General features: G+C 67.9%; 17 protein-coding genes and 2 pseudogenes. 17 read left to right on the plus strand and 2 right to left on the minus strand.

Annotated elements, in window-relative coordinates:
- Positions 1-419: 419 nt before the first annotated feature.
- Complete coding sequence (locus AAH979_RS37540) at positions 420-1,469, minus strand: SMP-30/gluconolactonase/LRE family protein (protein ID WP_346262894.1); 1,050 nt, start codon at positions 1,467-1,469, stop codon at positions 420-422.
- 115 nt (positions 1,470-1,584) lie between these two features.
- On the opposite strand from AAH979_RS37540, the gene AAH979_RS37545 reads away from it, so the two are divergent.
- Positions 1,585-1,794 (plus strand): hypothetical protein, encoded by a 210-nt coding sequence (locus AAH979_RS37545; protein WP_346262895.1) that lies wholly within the window; start codon positions 1,585-1,587, stop codon positions 1,792-1,794.
- A 264-nt stretch (positions 1,795-2,058) separates the two neighbouring features.
- On the opposite strand, the gene AAH979_RS37550 is transcribed toward AAH979_RS37545, so the two are convergent.
- Complete coding sequence (locus tag AAH979_RS37550; RefSeq protein ID WP_346262896.1) at positions 2,059-3,762, minus strand: carboxylesterase family protein; 1,704 nt, start codon at positions 3,760-3,762, stop codon at positions 2,059-2,061.
- A gap of 493 nt (positions 3,763-4,255) precedes the next feature.
- Here AAH979_RS37550 and AAH979_RS37555 point away from each other — a divergent pair, with 493 nt between their 5' ends.
- The 16 genes and pseudogenes from AAH979_RS37555 (at position 4,256) to AAH979_RS37630 (ending at position 18,067) form a co-directional block, all read left to right on the plus strand.
- Positions 4,256-5,914, plus strand: coding sequence for a tannase/feruloyl esterase family alpha/beta hydrolase (locus tag AAH979_RS37555; RefSeq protein ID WP_346262897.1), 1,659 nt, complete (start codon positions 4,256-4,258; stop codon positions 5,912-5,914).
- Between the two features lie 535 nt (positions 5,915-6,449).
- Complete coding sequence (locus AAH979_RS37560; protein WP_346262898.1) at positions 6,450-7,214, plus strand: ABC transporter ATP-binding protein; 765 nt, start codon at positions 6,450-6,452, stop codon at positions 7,212-7,214.
- The gene (locus tag AAH979_RS37565; protein ID WP_346262899.1) at positions 7,207-7,899 is read left to right on the plus strand and encodes an ABC transporter ATP-binding protein; all 693 of its coding nucleotides are present in this window, start codon (positions 7,207-7,209) and stop codon (positions 7,897-7,899) included. The genes AAH979_RS37560 and AAH979_RS37565 overlap by 8 nt, the downstream gene beginning before the upstream one ends.
- 51 nt (positions 7,900-7,950) lie before the next feature.
- Positions 7,951-9,195 carry an ABC transporter substrate-binding protein gene (locus AAH979_RS37570; RefSeq protein ID WP_346262900.1) on the plus strand — a complete coding sequence of 415 codons (1,245 nt, stop codon included), beginning with the start codon at positions 7,951-7,953 and terminating at the stop codon, positions 9,193-9,195.
- A 70-nt stretch (positions 9,196-9,265) separates the two neighbouring features.
- On the plus strand, positions 9,266-10,138 hold the full coding sequence (locus AAH979_RS37575) for a branched-chain amino acid ABC transporter permease (RefSeq protein ID WP_346262901.1): 873 nt from the start codon (positions 9,266-9,268) through the stop codon (positions 10,136-10,138).
- Positions 10,135-11,184: a branched-chain amino acid ABC transporter permease gene (locus AAH979_RS37580; protein WP_346262902.1), complete on the plus strand. Its 1,050-nt coding sequence runs from the start codon at positions 10,135-10,137 to the stop codon at positions 11,182-11,184. Before AAH979_RS37575 ends, AAH979_RS37580 begins: the two co-directional genes overlap by 4 nt.
- A gap of 100 nt (positions 11,185-11,284) precedes the next feature.
- Positions 11,285-11,965 carry a helix-turn-helix domain-containing protein gene (locus AAH979_RS37585; RefSeq protein ID WP_346262903.1) on the plus strand — a complete coding sequence of 227 codons (681 nt, stop codon included), beginning with the start codon at positions 11,285-11,287 and terminating at the stop codon, positions 11,963-11,965.
- A gap of 123 nt (positions 11,966-12,088) precedes the next feature.
- Positions 12,089-12,970: a 3-oxoacyl-ACP reductase FabG gene (gene fabG / locus AAH979_RS37590; RefSeq protein WP_346262904.1), complete on the plus strand. Its 882-nt coding sequence runs from the start codon at positions 12,089-12,091 to the stop codon at positions 12,968-12,970.
- Positions 12,967-13,329 (plus strand): annotated as a pseudogene (locus tag AAH979_RS37595) (acetyl-CoA C-acyltransferase); the annotation flags it as partial. The gene fabG and the pseudogene AAH979_RS37595, both read left to right, overlap by 4 nt.
- A gap of 30 nt (positions 13,330-13,359) precedes the next feature.
- Positions 13,360-13,543: pseudogene (locus AAH979_RS37600) on the plus strand (transposase family protein); the annotation flags it as partial.
- A gap of 21 nt (positions 13,544-13,564) precedes the next feature.
- Positions 13,565-14,032 carry a GNAT family N-acetyltransferase gene (locus tag AAH979_RS37605; RefSeq protein ID WP_346262905.1) on the plus strand — a complete coding sequence of 156 codons (468 nt, stop codon included), beginning with the start codon at positions 13,565-13,567 and terminating at the stop codon, positions 14,030-14,032.
- 346 nt (positions 14,033-14,378) lie between these two features.
- Positions 14,379-14,570, plus strand: a complete 192-nt coding sequence (locus tag AAH979_RS37610) for a hypothetical protein (RefSeq protein WP_346262906.1) — start codon at positions 14,379-14,381, stop codon at positions 14,568-14,570.
- Positions 14,571-14,622: 52 nt separating this feature from the next.
- A complete protein-coding gene (locus AAH979_RS37615) occupies positions 14,623-15,150 on the plus strand; it encodes a PadR family transcriptional regulator (RefSeq protein ID WP_346262907.1) in 528 nt (175 codons plus the stop codon).
- Positions 15,147-15,893 carry an ABC transporter ATP-binding protein gene (locus AAH979_RS37620; RefSeq protein ID WP_346262908.1) on the plus strand — a complete coding sequence of 249 codons (747 nt, stop codon included), beginning with the start codon at positions 15,147-15,149 and terminating at the stop codon, positions 15,891-15,893. The genes AAH979_RS37615 and AAH979_RS37620 overlap by 4 nt, the downstream gene beginning before the upstream one ends.
- A 4-nt stretch (positions 15,894-15,897) precedes the next feature.
- Positions 15,898-17,724: an FtsX-like permease family protein gene (locus AAH979_RS37625; protein ID WP_346262909.1), complete on the plus strand. Its 1,827-nt coding sequence runs from the start codon at positions 15,898-15,900 to the stop codon at positions 17,722-17,724.
- A 133-nt stretch (positions 17,725-17,857) separates the two neighbouring features.
- Complete coding sequence (locus AAH979_RS37630) at positions 17,858-18,067, plus strand: hypothetical protein (RefSeq protein ID WP_346262910.1); 210 nt, start codon at positions 17,858-17,860, stop codon at positions 18,065-18,067.
- Positions 18,068-18,522: the final 455 nt, after the last annotated feature.

Here is an 18,522-nt window from a genome sequence, read left to right on the forward strand (position 1 = left end):
CAACATCCCGGCGGTCACGCCGACGCGGGCGCGTTATGTGCGGCTACGCGTCACCCAGGGGTGGTACCCCAGCCAGCCTGGTCACAACACTCGACTGGCCGAGTTCGCCGGCTACCCGGACCCGGCCATCGAGCGGGGAGGTCGACGTTGACTCTCGCCACAAGACTCCGCTGCACCCTGGCCGCGGCCTGCACCGTCGTCGCGTTCGCGTCGGTCGCCGGGGAGGTGCCGCGCGCCAAGCCGTTGGACGAGGTACCGGCTCGCGGAACGGCGCGGACATCACCGGCTCCTTCCGGGCCGACGCGGACGTACACACTTTCACCGGCCTGGTCGACCGGCTCCGCCCGGAGACAATCGCCCCCGGTTGCCGCAACCCGGTGCTCCGGCATCGGAGTGGTTGGTCGAGCTGCCCCTGTCCGTCAGTATGGCGATCCCGGCACGTTGAGTTCGACCTGGTACAGACCGAAGTTGCCCCACGTTCCGGAGGTAATGAACAGGGTCCGGCCGTCGGGGCCGCCGAACGCGGCGTTGGTGGTGTTCCGGCCTGCGGAGATCGTGCCCAGCTTTTCGCCGGTGGGTGCGAAGACGTGGATCCGGCCGTCGTTGTAGGACGCCCAGTAGATGTTGCCGGCGCAGTCCACCGTGGCGCCGTCCGGGCCGGCCAGGCTCGCGAACACGGTGCGTTCGCTAGCGCTGCCGTCCGGCAGCAGGTCGTACCTGAAGATGGTGTTGTCGGCGTTGCCGCCTACGTAGAGGGTCGTCTCGTCCGGCGACAGCACGACGCCGTTGGGCTGGGCCACGGTGCCGTCGACGAGGAACACCTCACCGTCGTTCACCCGGAAGACCCCTGTCATCCCGGCCAGTTCGTCCGGCCGGTTGCCGCGTTGGAAGTTCGGGTCGGTGACATAGATGGTCCCGTCGGCGCGGACTGTGAGGTCGTTCGGGGAGTTGAACCGTCGTCCCTGGAAGCCGCTCGCCAGTAGGCTGCGGCTTCTGTCGGACAACAGGTATGACGACACGCTGCGCTGGTCGTGCGTGGCGGCGACGATTCGGGTGCCGTCTCCGGTCAGGGCCAGCCCGTTGCTGCCGGCGTTCTCGAGGAACACGTCGAACGTGGCCGGCGGAGTGAACCGGCGGATCGTTGAAGGCTGCACGTTCTCCGGGCCCGTACCGCCGCGCAGGTCGGAGAGGAGCAGTTGGCCCGACCCGGCGAGCCAGACCGGTCCCTCCAGGAAACTGAAGCCGCCGCTGATCCTCGTGGCCGCTACGGTGGCGGCGGGCAGCGGTGACGGGTAAGAGGCGCCCGGGGTGCAGGGACCAGTCGGGCCGGCGAGGACTTTGGCCGGGTCGCCGGCGCTCACGGTGTCACCGGCATCCGCCGGGTCACGGGTGACCGTGGTGCTGATGGTCAGGGCCGTCAGCAGCGTCAGGGCGCCGGCCAGGGCGGCGCGGGCAGATCGTCGGGGCATTGGTCGATTCCAATCAGGGGGTGGGACCTGTCAGGGGGGTGGGACCTGCTCTTTCGTAGGGCCGGCGCGGACTCCAGCGTCCGGCCGGTGGGTCGCGGTGTAGCAGGTAGCCGTCGTGCGCGCGGTGATCAGTTGGGCCTTCCCGGCGCCGTCCGACCGGCTGGCAAAGGTGTACGTGCGGTTGCGCACCGTCTGCGGGATCACCACGCTCACCATGCTCACCGAGTCCGCCGGTCCCTGGGTCAAGGTACGGGTCAATGCCGTTCTCCGGTGCGGACCGCCCACCGCCAGCGGCGCTGGCCCGCCGCGGTCAGCGCGAGCGTGAACATGCCCGACCGGGTCCATCAGCGTGCACGCATGGTGCCTCCCCGCGAGCCACATCTATCGACATCTATGTATACACGATGTCGTCGGGGGGTGGTGCACGGCCCCGCTGCGCAGAAGCGTCGGCATGGCTGCCAGATCGTCGAGCAATATCGATATGCTGCTTCGCCACGGCCACCGCCCGCCAGCTCGGGGCAGTGCGGAGTTGTCACGAAGGCTCCCCGCCGTCGGCGTATGACGAATCCTTCGTCAGGCGGAGACGGCCTCACCGGTCGGTCGTCGACCCGAGATGGACGCGCTGATCGTCCGCGTCGAGCACCAGGCTCGCCGGCCACTGGTCCCAGGTGCGACCGAGTCCGCGATGCTGCGGTGATCCCTTGTTGACGAAGTTCCGGATGCTGGCGATCATCAGGTCCGACAACCTCAGTCGCCCGGGCTGGTTCTGCTGACTGAAGGCGTACGAGAACACGTTGCGCCCGAAGTTGCGGAACACGAAGGGCAGGTCGATCGCGTGTACCGCGCCGTACACCTGGTCGAATGGCGCGGGCTCCTGATTCCAGTCGAACCTGTAGTGATAGAGCGATCGATTCCCGCTGCGAGCCAACGCGTTCAGTGAGTCCCGGTTGATGCCGGTGAAGACGGACTCGGTAAGTGCCGCAGCAGCATCGTTCCAGCCCTCGGGCTTGTCTACCGGAAGGTATTCGTCCCTGAGCAGATCGGAGGTGGTCAGGGTGCCGGGGTTATCGGGATCGAACAGGTACTGAACGGTGAACCTATCGTAGTCACTCGGCTTGTGCGCGCCGATGGAACTGCCGAACAGCTTCCCTTCCTCGAGGGTGTTCCCGGCGAGTACGGGCACATCGCGATCCACCCCGGACTCGAGCACTGCGTACGGGTCCGACGGGATCACCGCGCCGTCGGCGATGACCGCCGGCGTTGCGTCGAGTTGGTGCCTGACGAGCACCCGCACCAGGTCGTCGGCGGAGAGCGAACGAAGCAGATCGATGTCGCTCTTGCTCGAAGAGGGGTGGTCGCTCTTCACGGCCTGCATGACGCGGTCAGCGTAAGCCCTCGCGTTGGCCACACTTCGGGTGCTCAGGCCGCCGCTGAGTGGGATTGCCTTGTCGACCATCCCTCGCGCCAGCGGGGACACGAGCAGGGACCAGACGTTTACCGCACCCGCCGACTGGCCCATGACGCTGATGTTGTCGGGGTCGCCACCGAACTTCCGGGCGTTCTTGTCGATGAACCGGAGTGCATCGACAAGGTCGAGAGTGCCGAAGTTGCCGGACGCCGACAGGGGGTCGCCGTCCCCTAGCCCTTCGGCGCTCAGCCAGCCGAAGATCCCCACCCGGTAGTTGACGGTGACGACCACCGCCCCGGCCCGCCTGGCCAGCTCTCGCCCGTCGTACATCGGATCCGCCGAATAGCCGACGACATTGCTTCCGCCGTGGATGAAGAACACGACGGGCAGGTTGCGCTGTGACGTCGACGGACGGAAGACATTCAGCGTCAGGCAGTCCTCCTCGCCGACGGGCTGCCGCAATCCATCGCGTACCGCCAGGTCGTAGAACGGCCCGTTCGGGGACGGGCTGAAGAACCGTCCCGGCTGTGTGCACCCCGACCCGTACTGCTGGGCGCGCCGGACATCTGCCCAGGGCTGGTGGGGCTTCGGCGGCCGCCATCGGAGATCGCCCACCGGCGGCGCGGCGTATGGGATTCCCAGCCACGAGTACGTCCCGCTCGACCGGCCCTCGTCTCGCCCGACGATCGGACCCAGCGTCGTCCGGACGAGGGTCGGCTCCTTTCCGTGCTGGACGGCGTCGGCGGACGCACGGGCGAACGGCATGGCGGTCAGGACCGCGGTCACAAGGACGACGCCGAGGATCGGACGGAGTGGAGACGACCTTGCGCGACGGCGCTCGGCCGGTTCACGGACGATGACGGCCCCGGACGGCACAGCAGGCATGGGCACTGCCTCCTTGGGTTCGTACCTGGCACGCGGTGTCGTTGAGCCGCGCTATCAGTGCCACCGCGTGCCACCAACTGTCGCATGTATCTCTTCCGCCGTGCAAGAGCGCAGCTGCTTGCCTGCCCGGGCCGTCGGCCCCGCTCCGCGCTGAAGCGGTCGTGGCGTCCGCGGCGCAGGGCCACGCTGCTCCCTGGTCGGGCGGCCTGGCGGCTGGCGCGCAGGTCGGCCTCGTCCACACGGGCAGCCTGACCGCGGAGCCGGCGGCGAACGCGGCGGGTACGCCTTCCCTGTGCGGCAGGCTCGCCACATAGCTGGACGGCGGCGCACAGCCGTGAGTCGCCGTCGGCCAGGCATCGCCCTGGTTCTCCGGCACCTCGACGTTTCCTCTGCTCGGCCCTTGCGGGCGCTTGTGACGCATGGCACAGTGGTGGCACTCAGTGCCGTCTATGAGCGCCCTGGCGGCACAGCGTGCTCAGGCAGGAGGTCCGCAATGAGCCACGTGCGGCGAGTTCGTGGGAGATTGAGCCGAATCCCTGCCGGGCTGGTGCTCGGCACCGCGTTGATGAGCGCGACGGCGGTCCTCGGGCCTGCGCCTGCCGCCGCGGTGGGTGCGACCCCCAGATGCGCGGAGTTGGCGGGGAGAGTGATCCCGGCGTCGGCAATCAGTTTGCCGACCAATGGCGGCCGCGTCGAGTCGGCATCCCTGGTAACCCAGATTGTGAGTGGCGAGACCATCGAGTACTGCAGCGTCGGCGCAGCGCTCTTTCCGATCGATCCCTCCGCGCCGGACATCAGGCTGCAAATCGGCATGCCTGTCGGCTGGAACCGCAACGCAATGATGTTTGGCGGCGGCGGATACAACGGAACAATTCCCAGCCTCGCGCAGAACGTGCCATTCGGCCGTGCCGGTCAACCGACGCCCCTGGCTCGCAGGTATGTCACGTTCGCAAGTGACTCCGGCCACCAGGCAGGTCCCGCGGGGTCCCTGGACGGGTCCTTCGGCATGAACGACGAGGCACTTCGGAATTTCGCCGCCGGCGATGCGCTCAAGAAGACCCGCGATGCCGCCATGTACCTCATCCGGCAGAGCTACGGTGCAGAGCCCAGTCGAGCGTACTTTGCGGGCGGCTCGACAGGCGGCCGTGAGGCTCTTGTCGTCGCGCAACGGTGGCCGGACGCCTTTGATGGCATCATCTCCGCCTACCCTGCTTGGAATAACACGGCCGAAGTCCTCCATCTTGGATACCTTGCGCGAGTGATGTCCCGTCCTGGCGCATTCCCCGGGCCCGAGAAGCAGACCCTTCTCTACAACAGCGTCATGGAGGCATGCGACGGGCGGGACGGTCTCGAGGACAAGGTCATCTCGAACCTCGACGGCTGCGACTTCGACCCCCGAGTGCTCCGCTGCCCCCAAGGTGCCGATGCTGGGCCGACATGTCTCTCCGATCCGCAGATCACATCGGTGATTGCCGCATCCACGCCGTTCAGTTGGCCGTACCGAATCGCCAGTGGTGAGCGGTATTATCCTGGCTTTCCTCTCCTTTCGGGTGCTGACATGAGAACGCCGATCCTTGGATTCGGCACCTCCGCGCCCGCCAACCCCATGCCGGTGACAAGTGGATATGGGTCCCAGTACTGGGACCAGTGGGTGAAATACTTCCTGACCAGGGACGCCGGCTACAACTCGCTCGACATCGACCCTCGGCGACCTGGGAAATGGCTTCCCCGGATCAGTTACCTTTCCACCATCCAAGATCGCAATAACTCGGACCTTCGGCCCTTTGCGCGCTCCGGCGGAAGGCTGCTTCTGCTCCACGGTTCCGCGGACGAGCTGGTCTCCCATCGCTCCACGAACGACTATTACCGGCGAGTGCTTGACACGGTAGGGCCACGGCAGGCACAAGAATTCATGCGATATTATCTCGTGCCGGGTGCGAATCACGCCAACTTCGGCGCGCCCGCATTTGCCGCCAACTGGGACTCGCTCTCCGTTCTCGAACGCTGGGTCGAGGAAGGACGGCCGCCTGTCAAGCCGGTGGTTGAAGACGGCACGAGCGGCAGAACGCGCCCGCTCTGCGAGTACCCGCGCTGGCCGAAGTACCGCTCGGGTGATCCCGACAGTGCCCAAAGCTTCGTGTGTTCGCGTTGACGTCACCCGACCACGCGCCGTGGCTGTGAAGGACGCGGGTCCGATCGGGCACGGCACGACCGGTCGCATCGCGTTCGGGTGCCGCGATCGCGCTCCGCGTCGTCCGCTCGCGCTACTGCTCCGAGCCGTGCGAGGAAGGCATTGTCACACCATCGACGAGACGAGTTGGGCGGGCGGGGTCAACCCCAGGCGTCGATGCCGCTCGCCAGTGAACCTTTCAACCTCCCCTCGCGGTCCGTCGGAGCCGAAGGCAAGGGTCGGGGCGCTGGCGCCGCGCGGTTCAGGTGGAGAGGGTTCGGTGACCAGCCGCGGCACAGAGCCGCGCGAACCTGTGCGACTGAGAAGGGACTGACATGCCTCGACCGCTAGTGCTGCTCCTCGCCCAAGGGAGTGCAGCCCAGGGCATCTCCGCTGCCGTGCGTCCGGCATGCACCACCGTTGGTTTCCGGCGTGTGGCACCCACGACGTGCCCCACCGCGGGTGTCCGGAGCCCGCAGATCACCCGGGGTCCGCAGGTCACCTGGAAGGAATCGGTGTGACGACAAGCGGTCGGGTGGCGCTGCGCACGCAGGCCCTGACGAAGGTGTTCCGCGGCTTCCGCGCGGTCGACTCGGTGGACCTGGAGGTTCGTGAGGGCAGCGTGCACGCGCTTGTGGGTCCCAACGGTGCGGGGAAAACCACGCTGTTCAACCTCTTGACCGGCTTCGTGTCCCCGACGTCCGGGGCGATCACGGTGTTCGACGAGGACGTCACCGGCCAACAGCCCGAGCAGGTGGCGCGCCGTGGTGTGGCCAGGTCGTTCCAGATCACCAGCCTCTTCGAGACCCTGACGAGCCGCGAGCACGTGGAGCTCGCTCTCCAGGGGCTCACCAGGCAGGGGTTCCGGTTCTGGCGGTCCGAGAAGCTACTCGGCAGGAATCGCGCCCGCGTGGACGAACTGCTCGCCCAGGTGGGACTGATGCCGCTGGCGGAGAAGCCGGTCGGGCTGCTCGCCTACGGGCAGAAGCGCGCGCTGGAGCTGGCACTGGTGCTGGCGCTGGACCCACGGGTGATGCTCCTCGACGAGCCGACGGCCGGGATGGGGATCGAGGACGTCGACCGCACCATCACGCTGGTCCGTCGCATCGCGGCCGGTCGCACCGTGGTGTTCGTCGACCACAACATGCACGTGGTCGGCAGCCTGGCCGACCGGGTGACGGTGATGCAGCAGGGCAGGGTCCTGGCGGAGGGTGCCTACGACGAGGTCCGCAACGACGAACGGGTGATCACCGCTTACCTGGGCGAGGCCGACCATGCTTGAGGTCACCGGTCTGAAGGCGTGGTATGGCGAGGCGCAGGCGCTGCACGAGGTGAGCATGCGGGTGGGCGAGGGCGAGGTCGTCACCCTGGTCGGACGCAACGGCGCCGGCAAGACCACCCTGGTGCGGTGTTTGATCGGCCTACATCGGCAGGTCGGCGGCACCGTCTCCTTCCTCGGCCGCGACGTCACCCGCATGCCAGCCCACCAGAGGGCCCGCGCCGGCATGGGCTGGGTCCAGGACGACCGCGGCATCTATGCGAGCCTCACCGTCGAGGAGAACCTGCTGCTTCCGCCCAAGGTCTCCGACCGGGCATGGACACTGGAGCGAGTCTACGAAGCATTCCCGGTGCTCGCCGACCGCCGCAAGGCGCCGGGCACCACGCTGTCGGGCGGGGAGCAGCAGATGCTGGCCATCGCCAGGGCGCTTCGGACCGGTGCCCGTCTGCTGCTGATGGACGAGCCCTCCGAGGGCTTGGCCCCGGTGGTCGTGGCCCGGATCCGGGCGATCATCCACCAGATCAAGGCCACCGGCGTCGGCGTGCTGCTTATCGAACAGAACGTCAAGTTCGCAGCCACCGTGGCTGACCGGCACTACCTACTCAGCCAGGGCCGCATCGTCGAGACCCTCGACAACTCCGACTTCCAACGGCGCGAGGGCGAGCTGCTCAAGCACCTCGGCATCTGATCGGTCGACCAGGCGACGCGACACATCGGACACGACACGAGGAGAGCCACCATGAAGGGCAAGCGAATTCGGGCCGGTGCCGCGACCATGACGGGAGTACTGCTCCTCGGCGCCTGCGGTGGCGGCGGCCCCGGGGGATCGGGTGGTGATTTCACGGACGGCAAGCTGGTTCTCGCGGTGCTCAACGACCAGTCCGGCGTCTACAAGGACGCGTCGGGACCCAACACCGTCAAGGCGGTCAAGATGGCGGTGGCCGACTACCAGAAGAAGTACGGCGACAAGGCGGTCGTCGACGACATCGAGGTGACGTCAACCGACCACCAGAACAAGCCGGACATCGCCAACACCAAGGCTCAGGAGCTGTACGAGCGCGGGGGTGCGGACGTCATCCTCGACGTGCCGACCTCGTCCGCGGCTCTGGCCGTCGCCAACCAGGCGAAGAACCACAAGAAGCTCTTTCTCGACGTGAGCGCGGCAACCACCGAACTGACCGGCGCGCAGTGCAACAAGTACACCTTCCAGTGGGCGTACAACACCTACATGCTCGCCAACGGCACCGGCACCACCGTCACCCAGAACGGCGACAAGAACTGGCACATCATCTACCCCGACTACCAGTTCGGCCAGGACATGACCAAGTCCTTCACCGAAGCGATCAAGAAGGCTGGCGGCACGGTGCAGGGCACCATCCCGACGCCGTTTCCGAACGACAACTTCGCGACCTTCCTCACCAAGGCCGGCAGCACCAATCCCGACGTGATCGGTACGATGCAGGCGGGCGGTGACCTGATCAACGTGGTCAAGCAGTTCAACGAGTCGGGGTTGAAGGATAAGGGCATCGATTTGGCTGTTGGGCTGATGCTCATCACCGATATCCACTCGTTGGGCGTCGACCAGTTCGCCGGCACGTTGTTCACCGACGCCTGGTACTGGAACATGGACGACGAGTCGCGCGCGTGGGCGGACCGGTTCCGCGATGAGACGGGGACCCGCCCGACCTTCGAACATGCTGGCAACTATTCCGCGGCGCTGCAGTACCTGGAGGCGGTCCAGGAGGCCGGCACCGACGACGCCGACGCGGTCGTCGGCAAGCTTGAGGGCAAGAAGATCAACGACGTGTTTCTGCGCAACGGCGAGATCCGGACCAAGGACCACCTCGTTGTCCATGACGCGTACCTGGCCCGCGTCAAGGAGCCGTCGCAGGTGAAGGAGGAGTGGGACTACGAGGAAATCGTGACCACCATCCCCGCGGCGAAGGCATTCCCTCCCGCCGAGGCGTCCAACTGCTCGAAGTGAGCGGGTGGTCCGGTTTTACAAGCCTCGGGCGCCCCTCGGCGCCCAGGGTCAGCACCGGGGAAAGGAACCCATGAACGCAGTGCTGCAGTACGCCGTCCAGGGCCTGGCGGCCGGCAGCTTCTACGCGCTGGCCGCCCTGGGACTGGCGATCATCTTCGGTGTCCTGGGCGTGGTGAACTTCGCCCACGGCGCGTTCTACATGCTCGGCGCGGTCACCTCAGCCGTCCTGCTCGACACCCTCGGTCTCACGCTGTGGTGGTCGCTGCTGGCGGTGCCGGTGCTGATGTTCGTCTTCGGCGTCGTGGTGGAGCGGTTGCTCGTGCAGTGGCTGCTCCGGCTCGACCCCCTCTACAACTTCCTGCTCACCTTCGGCCTCACGCTGATCCTCGTCGAGTTGGTCAAGCAGAGGTACGGAGTCTCCGGACTGCCGTACAAGCCGCCGGACGCGCTTCAGGGACGCGTCGACCTAGCCGGCGTCGTGCTGCCGCGCTACCAACTGTTCGTCTTCCTGTTCTCCGTGGCCATCTGTGTGCTCGTCTGGCTGGTGATGACGCGGACCAGGGTTGGCATGATCGTCCGGGCGTCAACCGAGAAGCCCGAGCTTGCCCGTGCCCTGGGCATCAACGTGGGCCGCTGGGTGACTCCGGTCTTCGGCTTCGGCGTCGCGCTCGCTGGCTTGGCCGGCGTGCTCGCCGCGCCGTTCCGCGCGATCACGGCCGACATGGGCAACAACTTCGCGATCATCCTCTTCGCGGTCGTGGTCATCGGAGGACTCGGGTCGATCGTCGGCGCCGTGGTCGCGGGGTTCATGGTGGGCCTGGTGGAGGCGTTCGGTCAGGCCTACGCCCCGACGTTCGCGCAGATCCTGATCTTCGTCCTGATGGCCCTGATCATCCTGGTCCGCCCCGCCGGGTTGTTCGGACGCAAGGAGGCGACGGCATGACCCATTCCGTGGTTACCCCGGCCCCGGTCACCGAGGCGCACGCCGCCATCGCAGGGGGCGGCTCGAGGCGATGGGTCCTGTTGGCGGCCGGCCTGGTGGCAGCGCTGGCGCTGCCATGGTTCGTCTATCCGCCGGTAGCGATGGACATCGTGGCGATGGCGCTGTTCGCGATCGCCCTGGACATCCTGCTCGGCTACACGGGGCTGCTGTCCTTCGGACACGCTGCGTTCTGGGGCAGCTCGGCGTACGTGACGGGCCTGATCGCCACGCACTACGGTGTGCCGTTTCCGGTGGCCGTCCTCGGCGGCGCACTGTTCGCGATGGTCCTCGCCCTCCCCGTCGGCTATCTGTCGGTGCGCCGGTCCGGGATCTACTTCGCGATGGTGACCCTCGCCTTCGGACAACTGGTCTACTTCATCGGGTACCAGTGGAGCGACCTGACCGGTGGCGAGAACGGGCTGCAAGGCGTGCCCCGGTCGTTTTTCGGCATCGAACTGGTGGAGACCGAGTCGTTCTACTTCTACTATGCGGCCTTGCCGATCCTCCTGCTCGGCATGTGGGCAGCCTGGCGGATCGTGCACTCACCGTTCGGACGGGTCCTGGTGTCGATCCGCGACAACACCCAGCGAGCGCGGGCGCTCGGCTACGAAGTGGAGAAGTACAAGGTCATCGCCTTCGTGCTTTCCGCCGGACTGACCGGCCTGGCCGGCGGCACGTTCGCCATCAACCACGGCTTCGTGGCGCTGACCGAGCTGCACTGGAGCACCTCCGGCGAAGTCGTGCTGATGACGGTGCTGGGCGGCATCGGCACGCTGTGGGGAGGGGCCCTGGGTGCGTTCCTGGCCGTGATGCTCGCCGACTACCTCGCCTCGTCCGGTTTCGACGGCATCGACCTGGTTACCGGCTCGGTCTTCGTCCTCGTGGTGCTGCTGTTCCGCCGTGGAATCTGGGGGACCGTTCGTCACCAATGGCTGGCCTGGCAGCAGCGCCGTACGTCGTCGCGCCGCACTTCGGCCAGTGCTGACTCGGCGAGGCGCAGGCCGTGAGCCGCCGCGAGCGCAGCGCAGGGTTATAGAGTTCGGCAAACCTCACGATGCGCGGGAGCTGAACTTCGCGCAACACCACGTCAGGAGAGGGCACCTGTCGGTGACTTCGCGGAGAATACTCGAGACCAAGTACCGGATCTCGGAAACGGCGATGGCCTTGTTCCTTGAGGAGGGGTACGCAAACGTTACTGTCGAAGCCGTTGCGGAGGCATCGAGCGTGTCTCGTCGTACCGTTTTCCGGCACTTCGAGAGCAAGGACGAACTCGCGTTTCCGGATCACACCGAACGCCTCGGGCTCGTCGAGCGATGCCTTGTCGAGTCCGCTCCTGGTACGGACCCGGTAGAGGCCGTCATCGCGGCCACCGAGGAGTCACTGCGCGATTTCCTCAGCCGGCCCGAGCTCGTCCTCCGGCGATACAAACTGACGCGCGTCGTCCCCGAGTTACGGAAGCGGGAGGTCATCGAACATGAGCGATACGTGACGCTCACACGCTCGTTCCTGCGGGATCATCTTCCGGCCGACGCCCCGTCCTTCCAGTCGATGGCCCTTGCGGCTCTCATCGACGCGATCCACCGGTCCGCGCTCGGAAACTGGGTACGCAGCGGAGGCGCGACCGATGCCGCCGCCGAGTTGGATGCGGGCATGGAATGGATCCGTCGCCTCATGGTCCACCAGTCGACATTCTCCACCTCTCCGCTGCTCCTCGCGTTGCTCCCTGACACGCCGCAAACCCGCCGCGTCTTGACCTCGTTGAGAGACGCGGCGGAGGAACTGCTTTAGCCAGGCGGATAGGATCATGAATGGTCCTTTTTCAACCCCCCTTGCGGTCCGGTGGACCGCAAGGTCGGACGCGGTGCGTGAGCGCCGCGCGGTCCAGGTTGAAAAAGGTTCAATGGGTACCGCGTGACCCATGCCTGGAAGGACGCCCGGGTTACCGAGATCTGGGCAGGCCGAACGAAACCCATGAAAGAGCTCATCGGCGGTGCTGGAGGGCGTGGTGGCCGGCGAGGGCTCGCCGTTGTCAAGGCCCGTGAGGAGGAGCAGGAGTTGCCGAATCTGACGTTCGACTTCGCGGGGAGAACCGCGATCGTGACCGGAGCGGCGCGCGGGCTCGGATTCGAGTTCGCCCGCCTTTTCCACGAGTCCGGGGCGAAGGTGTTCCTGGTTGACGCCGACGCCGACGCGGTCGCGCTGGCGGCGGACGAGGTGGGCGCGGTCGGGGTCGCCTGCGACGTCACCAGCACCGAGGCCGTTGAGGCCCTGGTGAACCGGGTGGTCACGGCGGCCGGCCGGCTGGACATCGTCGTCAACAACGCCGGCATCCTCCGGGACCGTCGACTCTGGAAGCTGTCGGACCAGGACTGGGCTGAGGTGCTCGACGTCCACCTGGGTGGAACGTTCCGGCTGACCCGTGCCGCCGTTCCGGTGTTCCGGGAGCAGCGGTACGGCCGCGTCATCAACGTGACCTCGTACACGGGTCTGCGCGGCAACATCGGGCAGGCAAACTACGGTGCAGCCAAGGCCGGGATCATCGGCTTCACCAAGACCGCGGCCAAGGAACTCGCGGCGTTCGGCGTCACCGTCAACGCCATTTCGCCCAACGCCGAGACGCGGATGATCGGCTCGGTTCCCGAGGAGAAGCGTCAGGAACTTGCCGCCGCCATCCCGCTCGGCCGGTTCGCGGCGCCCAGCGAAATGGCTGCGGCCACGGCGTTCCTCGCCTCCGAAGAGGCCGGATACATCACCGGAGTTGTCCTTCCCGTGGACGGAGGAATCTCGATATGACCAGCCCGGACCAGCGGATCGTGATCGTCGACGGCGCCCGTACGCCGACCGGCAACCACGGCGGGGTGTTCAAGGACCCGCCCGCTCACGAACTGGGTGCCGTTGCCGCCAGGGCGGCACTGACGCGCTCGGCGGTGCCGGCCGACGCCATCGAGGAGGTCGTGATGGGCTGCATCGGCCAGGTCGGGCCCGACGCCTACAACGCTCGTCGGGTGGCCATCGCCGCCGGACTGCCGGTCTCCACACCCGCCTACACCGTCAACCGGCTGTGCGGTTCCGGACTCCAGGCCATCTGGTCGGCGTCCATGGAGATGCGCTGGAATGGCCTCGACTTCGCTCTCGCCGGCGGTGACGAGTCCATGACCCGGATGCCCTTCTACGACTTCGAGGCGCGCCGGCAGAAGGCAGTGAACCGGGCGCATGCGAAATCCGTGCCCGCGGCGAACGCGCCATCGCCACGCTCAGGACCTGGAAAATCCTGGCCAAGCTACGCAGCTGCCCACGCTGACCACTGCGATCGTGCAGGCCCTCCTCGTCCTGCACCACGTCGAAGCGAACCGCTATGCAGGATGAAAGTGGTTTTACGATCATCGCATGATCGATACTGAGGTGACGGTGCGTCGGGCCTCCGACGCGGATGCGCCCGCCCTGGCCGGGCTGCGCTGGCGGCGGGCGATCCAGGAGCGCGGCTACCAGGGCGACAACCTGGACGAGTTCGTCGCGACGCTCGGCGATTGGATGCGCGGCCACCCCGAGCACCGGGCGTTCGTGGCCGAGGCCGCCGGAGAGGTGATCGGGATGGCCTGGCTGGCAGTACTCGACCGTGTGCCCAAGGCAAACAAGTACGCCCGGCGCGGCGGCGACGTGCAGTCCGTGTTCGTCGTCCCTGAGCTGCGCGACCGCCGGGTCGGCGCGCTGCTGATGTCGGCCGTGCTGAACGAGGCCCGTCGCCTGGAGCTGGAGCACGTGACGGTGCACTCCAGCACCCGGGCGGTGCCGTTTTACGAGCGCAACGGCTGGGGTCACGATCCCGAGTGGCTCAGCTGGGCCTCTGAGGCGTAGAGCTGCCGCCCGTGCCGGCCCACCCCAATCGGCCCCGGTACATCGGGTCGCTGGCCCGACGCAGCGCGTCCCGCGGGTCGGCGTCGTGCGGCGGCAGTGCGATGCCAAGCTACGCAGCTGCCCACGCCGAGCCACTGGACACCGACCCTTCCGCCCAGCAGGACCCCTCCGCCTCGGAGGTTCCGGCGGGGCGCCACGAGGACCGGGAGCCGACCTGGACGACCTGTCCGCGAAGCTCCGGGCGGAGAACGGCGCCCTTCTCGGTGGGATATCGGACGAGGAACTGCGGCGCGGCGTCCGGGTCGGCAAGAAGAACATCGAGATCAAACGGCAGCACCGGCTCGGTGTGTTCGAACGGGATCTGCTGCTCTTCGTCGCGGAGGACGCCCGGGCGCGCAATTCCGGCGGCCACCTCCGGGAGCCGTACGCGCGCGGCAAGATCACCGAGGTCGATCTGCCCTGTACCCATACCAACAGGGTGCAGCCCGACATGCTGGGCCGGGTCTGGGCGGCCATCGCCGCCTGGCTGCAAGCTTGACGACCCGCGATCTAACCGTTAGACACGCGGTATAACGGTTATAGGGGGCCCGATGCAGCAGGAAGTAGTGCTGGCCATGCTGGCCAAGGAGCCCTCGTATGCCTACCAGTTGGGGGCCCGGCTGCGAGACGCGCTCGGCCCGCTCGGCGACGCGATGAACGCCGGGCAGGTCTACGTCACGCTGACCCGGCTGGAGAAGGCCGGCCTGCTGGAGGTCGAGCGGCCCGCCGACGCCCGCGACCGGACAGAGCGCAAGAGGTATGCGCTGACCGCCGACGGCCAGCAGCGGGTGGCCGAGTGGATCACCGAGGTGAGCTGGCCGAAACCGAACCTCGCCGAGTTCCACCTCAAGCTGGTCGCGGCCGCGTCGGCCGGGCTGGCCGATCCGATCACCATCGTCGACGCCCAGCGCCGCGAGTTGCTGCGCCGGCTGCGCGACGCCCAGCGCGCCGCCATGGCCGAGCCGGATTACTCGGACGCCGCGCTGTTGCTGGAAGGCGTCGTGCTCCGGCTCCAGGCGGACCTGCGCTGGCTCGAGGCATGTGAGAAGAACTGGACCCACCGAAGGAGTGGATCGTGAGCGACGCCGCCGACACGCCTGTGCTTCGCGCCCGCGGGGTGCAGAAGGAGTACGGCAAGGGGGAAGGACTGGTGCGCGCCGTCGACGGGGTCGATCTCGACATCGCCGCCGGAGAGACGGTGGCGATCATGGGGCCGAGCGGCTGCGGGAAGTCCACCCTGCTGCACCTGCTCGGCGGGCTGGACCGGCCCTCGGCCGGCGAGGTGTTGCTCAGCGGCCGCCGCATCGACAACATCAGCGAGAAGGCCCTGGCCCGGATGCGACGTACCGACATCGGCTTCGTATTCCAGTCCTTCCATCTGATGGAGGAACTCACCGCCGTGGAGAACGTCGAGCTGTCGGCGCTGCTGGCCGGGCGCTCACCGCGGGCCGCCAGACGGCGCGCGGAGGAACTGCTCGAGCAGGTCGGGCTCACCGGCCGGGCGCGATTCCTGCCCTCCCAGCTCTCCGGTGGCCAGCGACAGCGGGTCGCGGTCGCCCGGGCGCTGAGCAACGAACCACTGGTCGTGCTCGCTGACGAACCGACCGGCAACCTGGACAGTGCCGCCACCCTGGACGTCCTGCAACTCTTCGAGGGACTGCACGGCTCCGGTCAGACGCTGGTGATCGTCACGCACGACGCGCGGATCGCGGCCACCGCGGACCGGATGATCTCGATGCGCGACGGCGTGTTCGTGGACGAGACCAGGTTGACCGGTGGCACCACCGGCGAACTCCGCGCCTTCGCCGGGCTGGAGGACTGAGCCGATGGGCCGCATCCTGCTCGTGGTCCGCCTCGCCGTGCGCGACCTCCGCCGGCGCCGCACCGAGGCCGCGCTGCTCCTGCTCGCCATCCTGGCAGCCACCACGACGTTGACGCTCGCGCTCGTCCTCGGTGACGCGGCCCGCGACCCGTACGAGAGCACCCGGAAGGCGACCAACGGACCCGACGTGGTCGCCAACGGCCAGACCGCCGGGCTTCCCCGGCTCGAGAGCCTGACCACCGCGGCCGGAGTCACCGACCACAGCGGACCGTTCCCGGTCACCTCCGGGAAGCTCCAGGCAGCCGACCGCACCTCCGACGTGCAGATCGTGGGCCGCGACGCGGCGCCCGCGTCGGTCGATCGGCCCGAGGTGACGCAGGGCAGCTGGGTCAGCGACGGCGGCGTGGTGATGGAAGCCGCCTTCGCCAGCGCGCTCGAGGTACGCGTCGGTGACTCGGTCACCCTGGCCGACCGGTCGTTCAAGGTCGTCGGGTTCGCGGTCACCGCCGCCATGCCGCCCTATCCGGGGTCGTCCTGCATCGTCGTCAAACCCGGTTGCGTCAACGGCGTCATCACCGAGGGCCAGACGCTGCCAGCGGGATTGCTGCACAATCCCGGGCTGGTCTGGCTCACCCAGGCGGACGTCCGGAGCATCGCCCCGGATCCGAACTCCCTCTCCTACGTGTTGAACCTGAAACTCGCCGATCCGAACGGGGCCCAGGCGTTCATCGACGCGAACTCCGGCGGACCGGGCCGCGCCGCCGCCATGCAGAGCTGGCAGGACATCCTCACGGACGCCATCGAGCTGGCCAGAGACTCTCAGATCCTGCTGCTGATCGGTACCTGGCTGCTCGGCCTGCTCGCCGTGGCGAGTCTCTCGGTGCTGGTCGGCGGTCGGATGGCCGATCAGACCAGGCGCGTCGGGCTGCTGAAGGCGGTCGGCGGCACACCGGGCCTGGTCGCCGCCGTCCTGCTCGCCGAGTATGTCCTCGTGGCCCTCGTCGCGGCCGTGGGCGGGCTGGCGATCGGCACGCTGACCGCGCCGTTGCTGACCGAGTCCAGCGCTGGCCTCGTCGGCAGCGCGGGTACGCCACCGATCACCATGGCCAGGGTCATCGTGGTGATCGCCGTGGCGCTCGCCGTCGCGGTGGTCGCGACCGCTGTGCCGGCCGTGCGTGCCGCCCGCTCCAGCACCGTCAACGCGCTGGCCGACGCCGCCCGCCCGCCCCAGCGGATGGGCTGGCTCATCGCGATCTCGGCGCGACTGCCCGTCCCGCTGCTCCTCGCCCTGCGGGTCGCCGCCCGCCGGCCGCGCCGGGTCGTGCTGGGGGTGGCCAGCATCGCGGTCACCGTCAGCGGCATCTACGTCCTGCTGGTGCTCAACGCCTTCCTCGCCACCCAACCACTCACCGGCGGTTACGGCGAGAGCCAGGTGCGGGTACTGCGCCACGTGCTGCTCACCTGGACGGTCATCCTGCTCACCTTGGCGGCGGTCAACGCGATCGTCATCACCTGGGCGACCGTGCTCGACAACCGGCACTCCTCGGCGCTGGCGCGTGCCCTCGGCGCGACTCCCAGCGAAGTGACCGGCGCACTGGCCGCCGCGCAGGTACTGCCGGCGTTCGTCGGTGCCGTCCTGGGCGTCTTCCCGGGAGGCTTCGCACTGTTCGCCGCCATCAACGGGATCACCGGCGGCGACAGCGACAGGGCCACGCTTCCCTCGCTCTGGCAACTGGCCGTCCTGGTGCTGGCGACCCTGCTCGTGATGGCGGCACTCACCGCCGTTCCCGCCCGCCTCGGCGGCCGCAGGCCGGTGACCGACACGCTGTGAGGGGGTCCGCCGTACAAATGCGGACACCTACCAGCTGAAGCAGATCGACGAGTTCCTGGGCTGGTGCTCCGACAACGGCATTACCGCCGAGCATCTGTTCAACAAGCGAGAGTGGACCTGGTAGCGCACCGAGATGCCCTACCTGAGCACGAACGGCATCCGGCTCGCCTACCAGCGCTCCGGTCAGGGGGATCCCGTCCTTCTGATCATGGGTACGGGGGCGGCCGGCCATGTCTGGAGCCTGCACCAGACTCCGGCGCTGCAACGGGCGGGATACCAGACGGTCACCTTCAACAACCGTGGCATCCCCCTCGGACGCCCCCACGGGCAGGTACTCGCTTGAGGACATGGTCGCCGACACCAGGGACTCATCGAAGCGTTGGACCTGGCTCCGTGCCGAATCGTCGGTACCTCCATGGGGCGCACTCGTCGCGCAGGAGCTGGCGATCGGCTGGCTGCGGCTGGTGCGGTGCGCGGTCCTGATCGCCACCCGGGCCAGTTCGGACGCCATCCGGCGGGCACAGGTGGCGGCCGACCAGGCGCTGTTGGAGGCGGCGTCCGGGTACCGCGCAAGTACGACGCCTGCGTTTGCTGCATCGCAACGTGGGTCAGCTCATCCTGCTGGCCGGCACGCTCGACGACGTCGTCGGACGGTTCCTGCTGTCGATGGTCTCGGCGGCCGCCGTCAAGGGCGTCAGCGCCGGACAGATTTCGCTCTCCCTGCTGTACCTGGTCGGCTTCGTCGTCTTCGCCGTCCTGGTCGGCCGACCGGTGGTACGCACGCCGGGTCATGAGGAT

This window comes from Plantactinospora sp. ZYX-F-223, from assembly GCF_039649625.1.
In the GTDB taxonomy this organism is placed as follows: domain Bacteria; phylum Actinomycetota; class Actinomycetes; order Mycobacteriales; family Micromonosporaceae; genus Plantactinospora.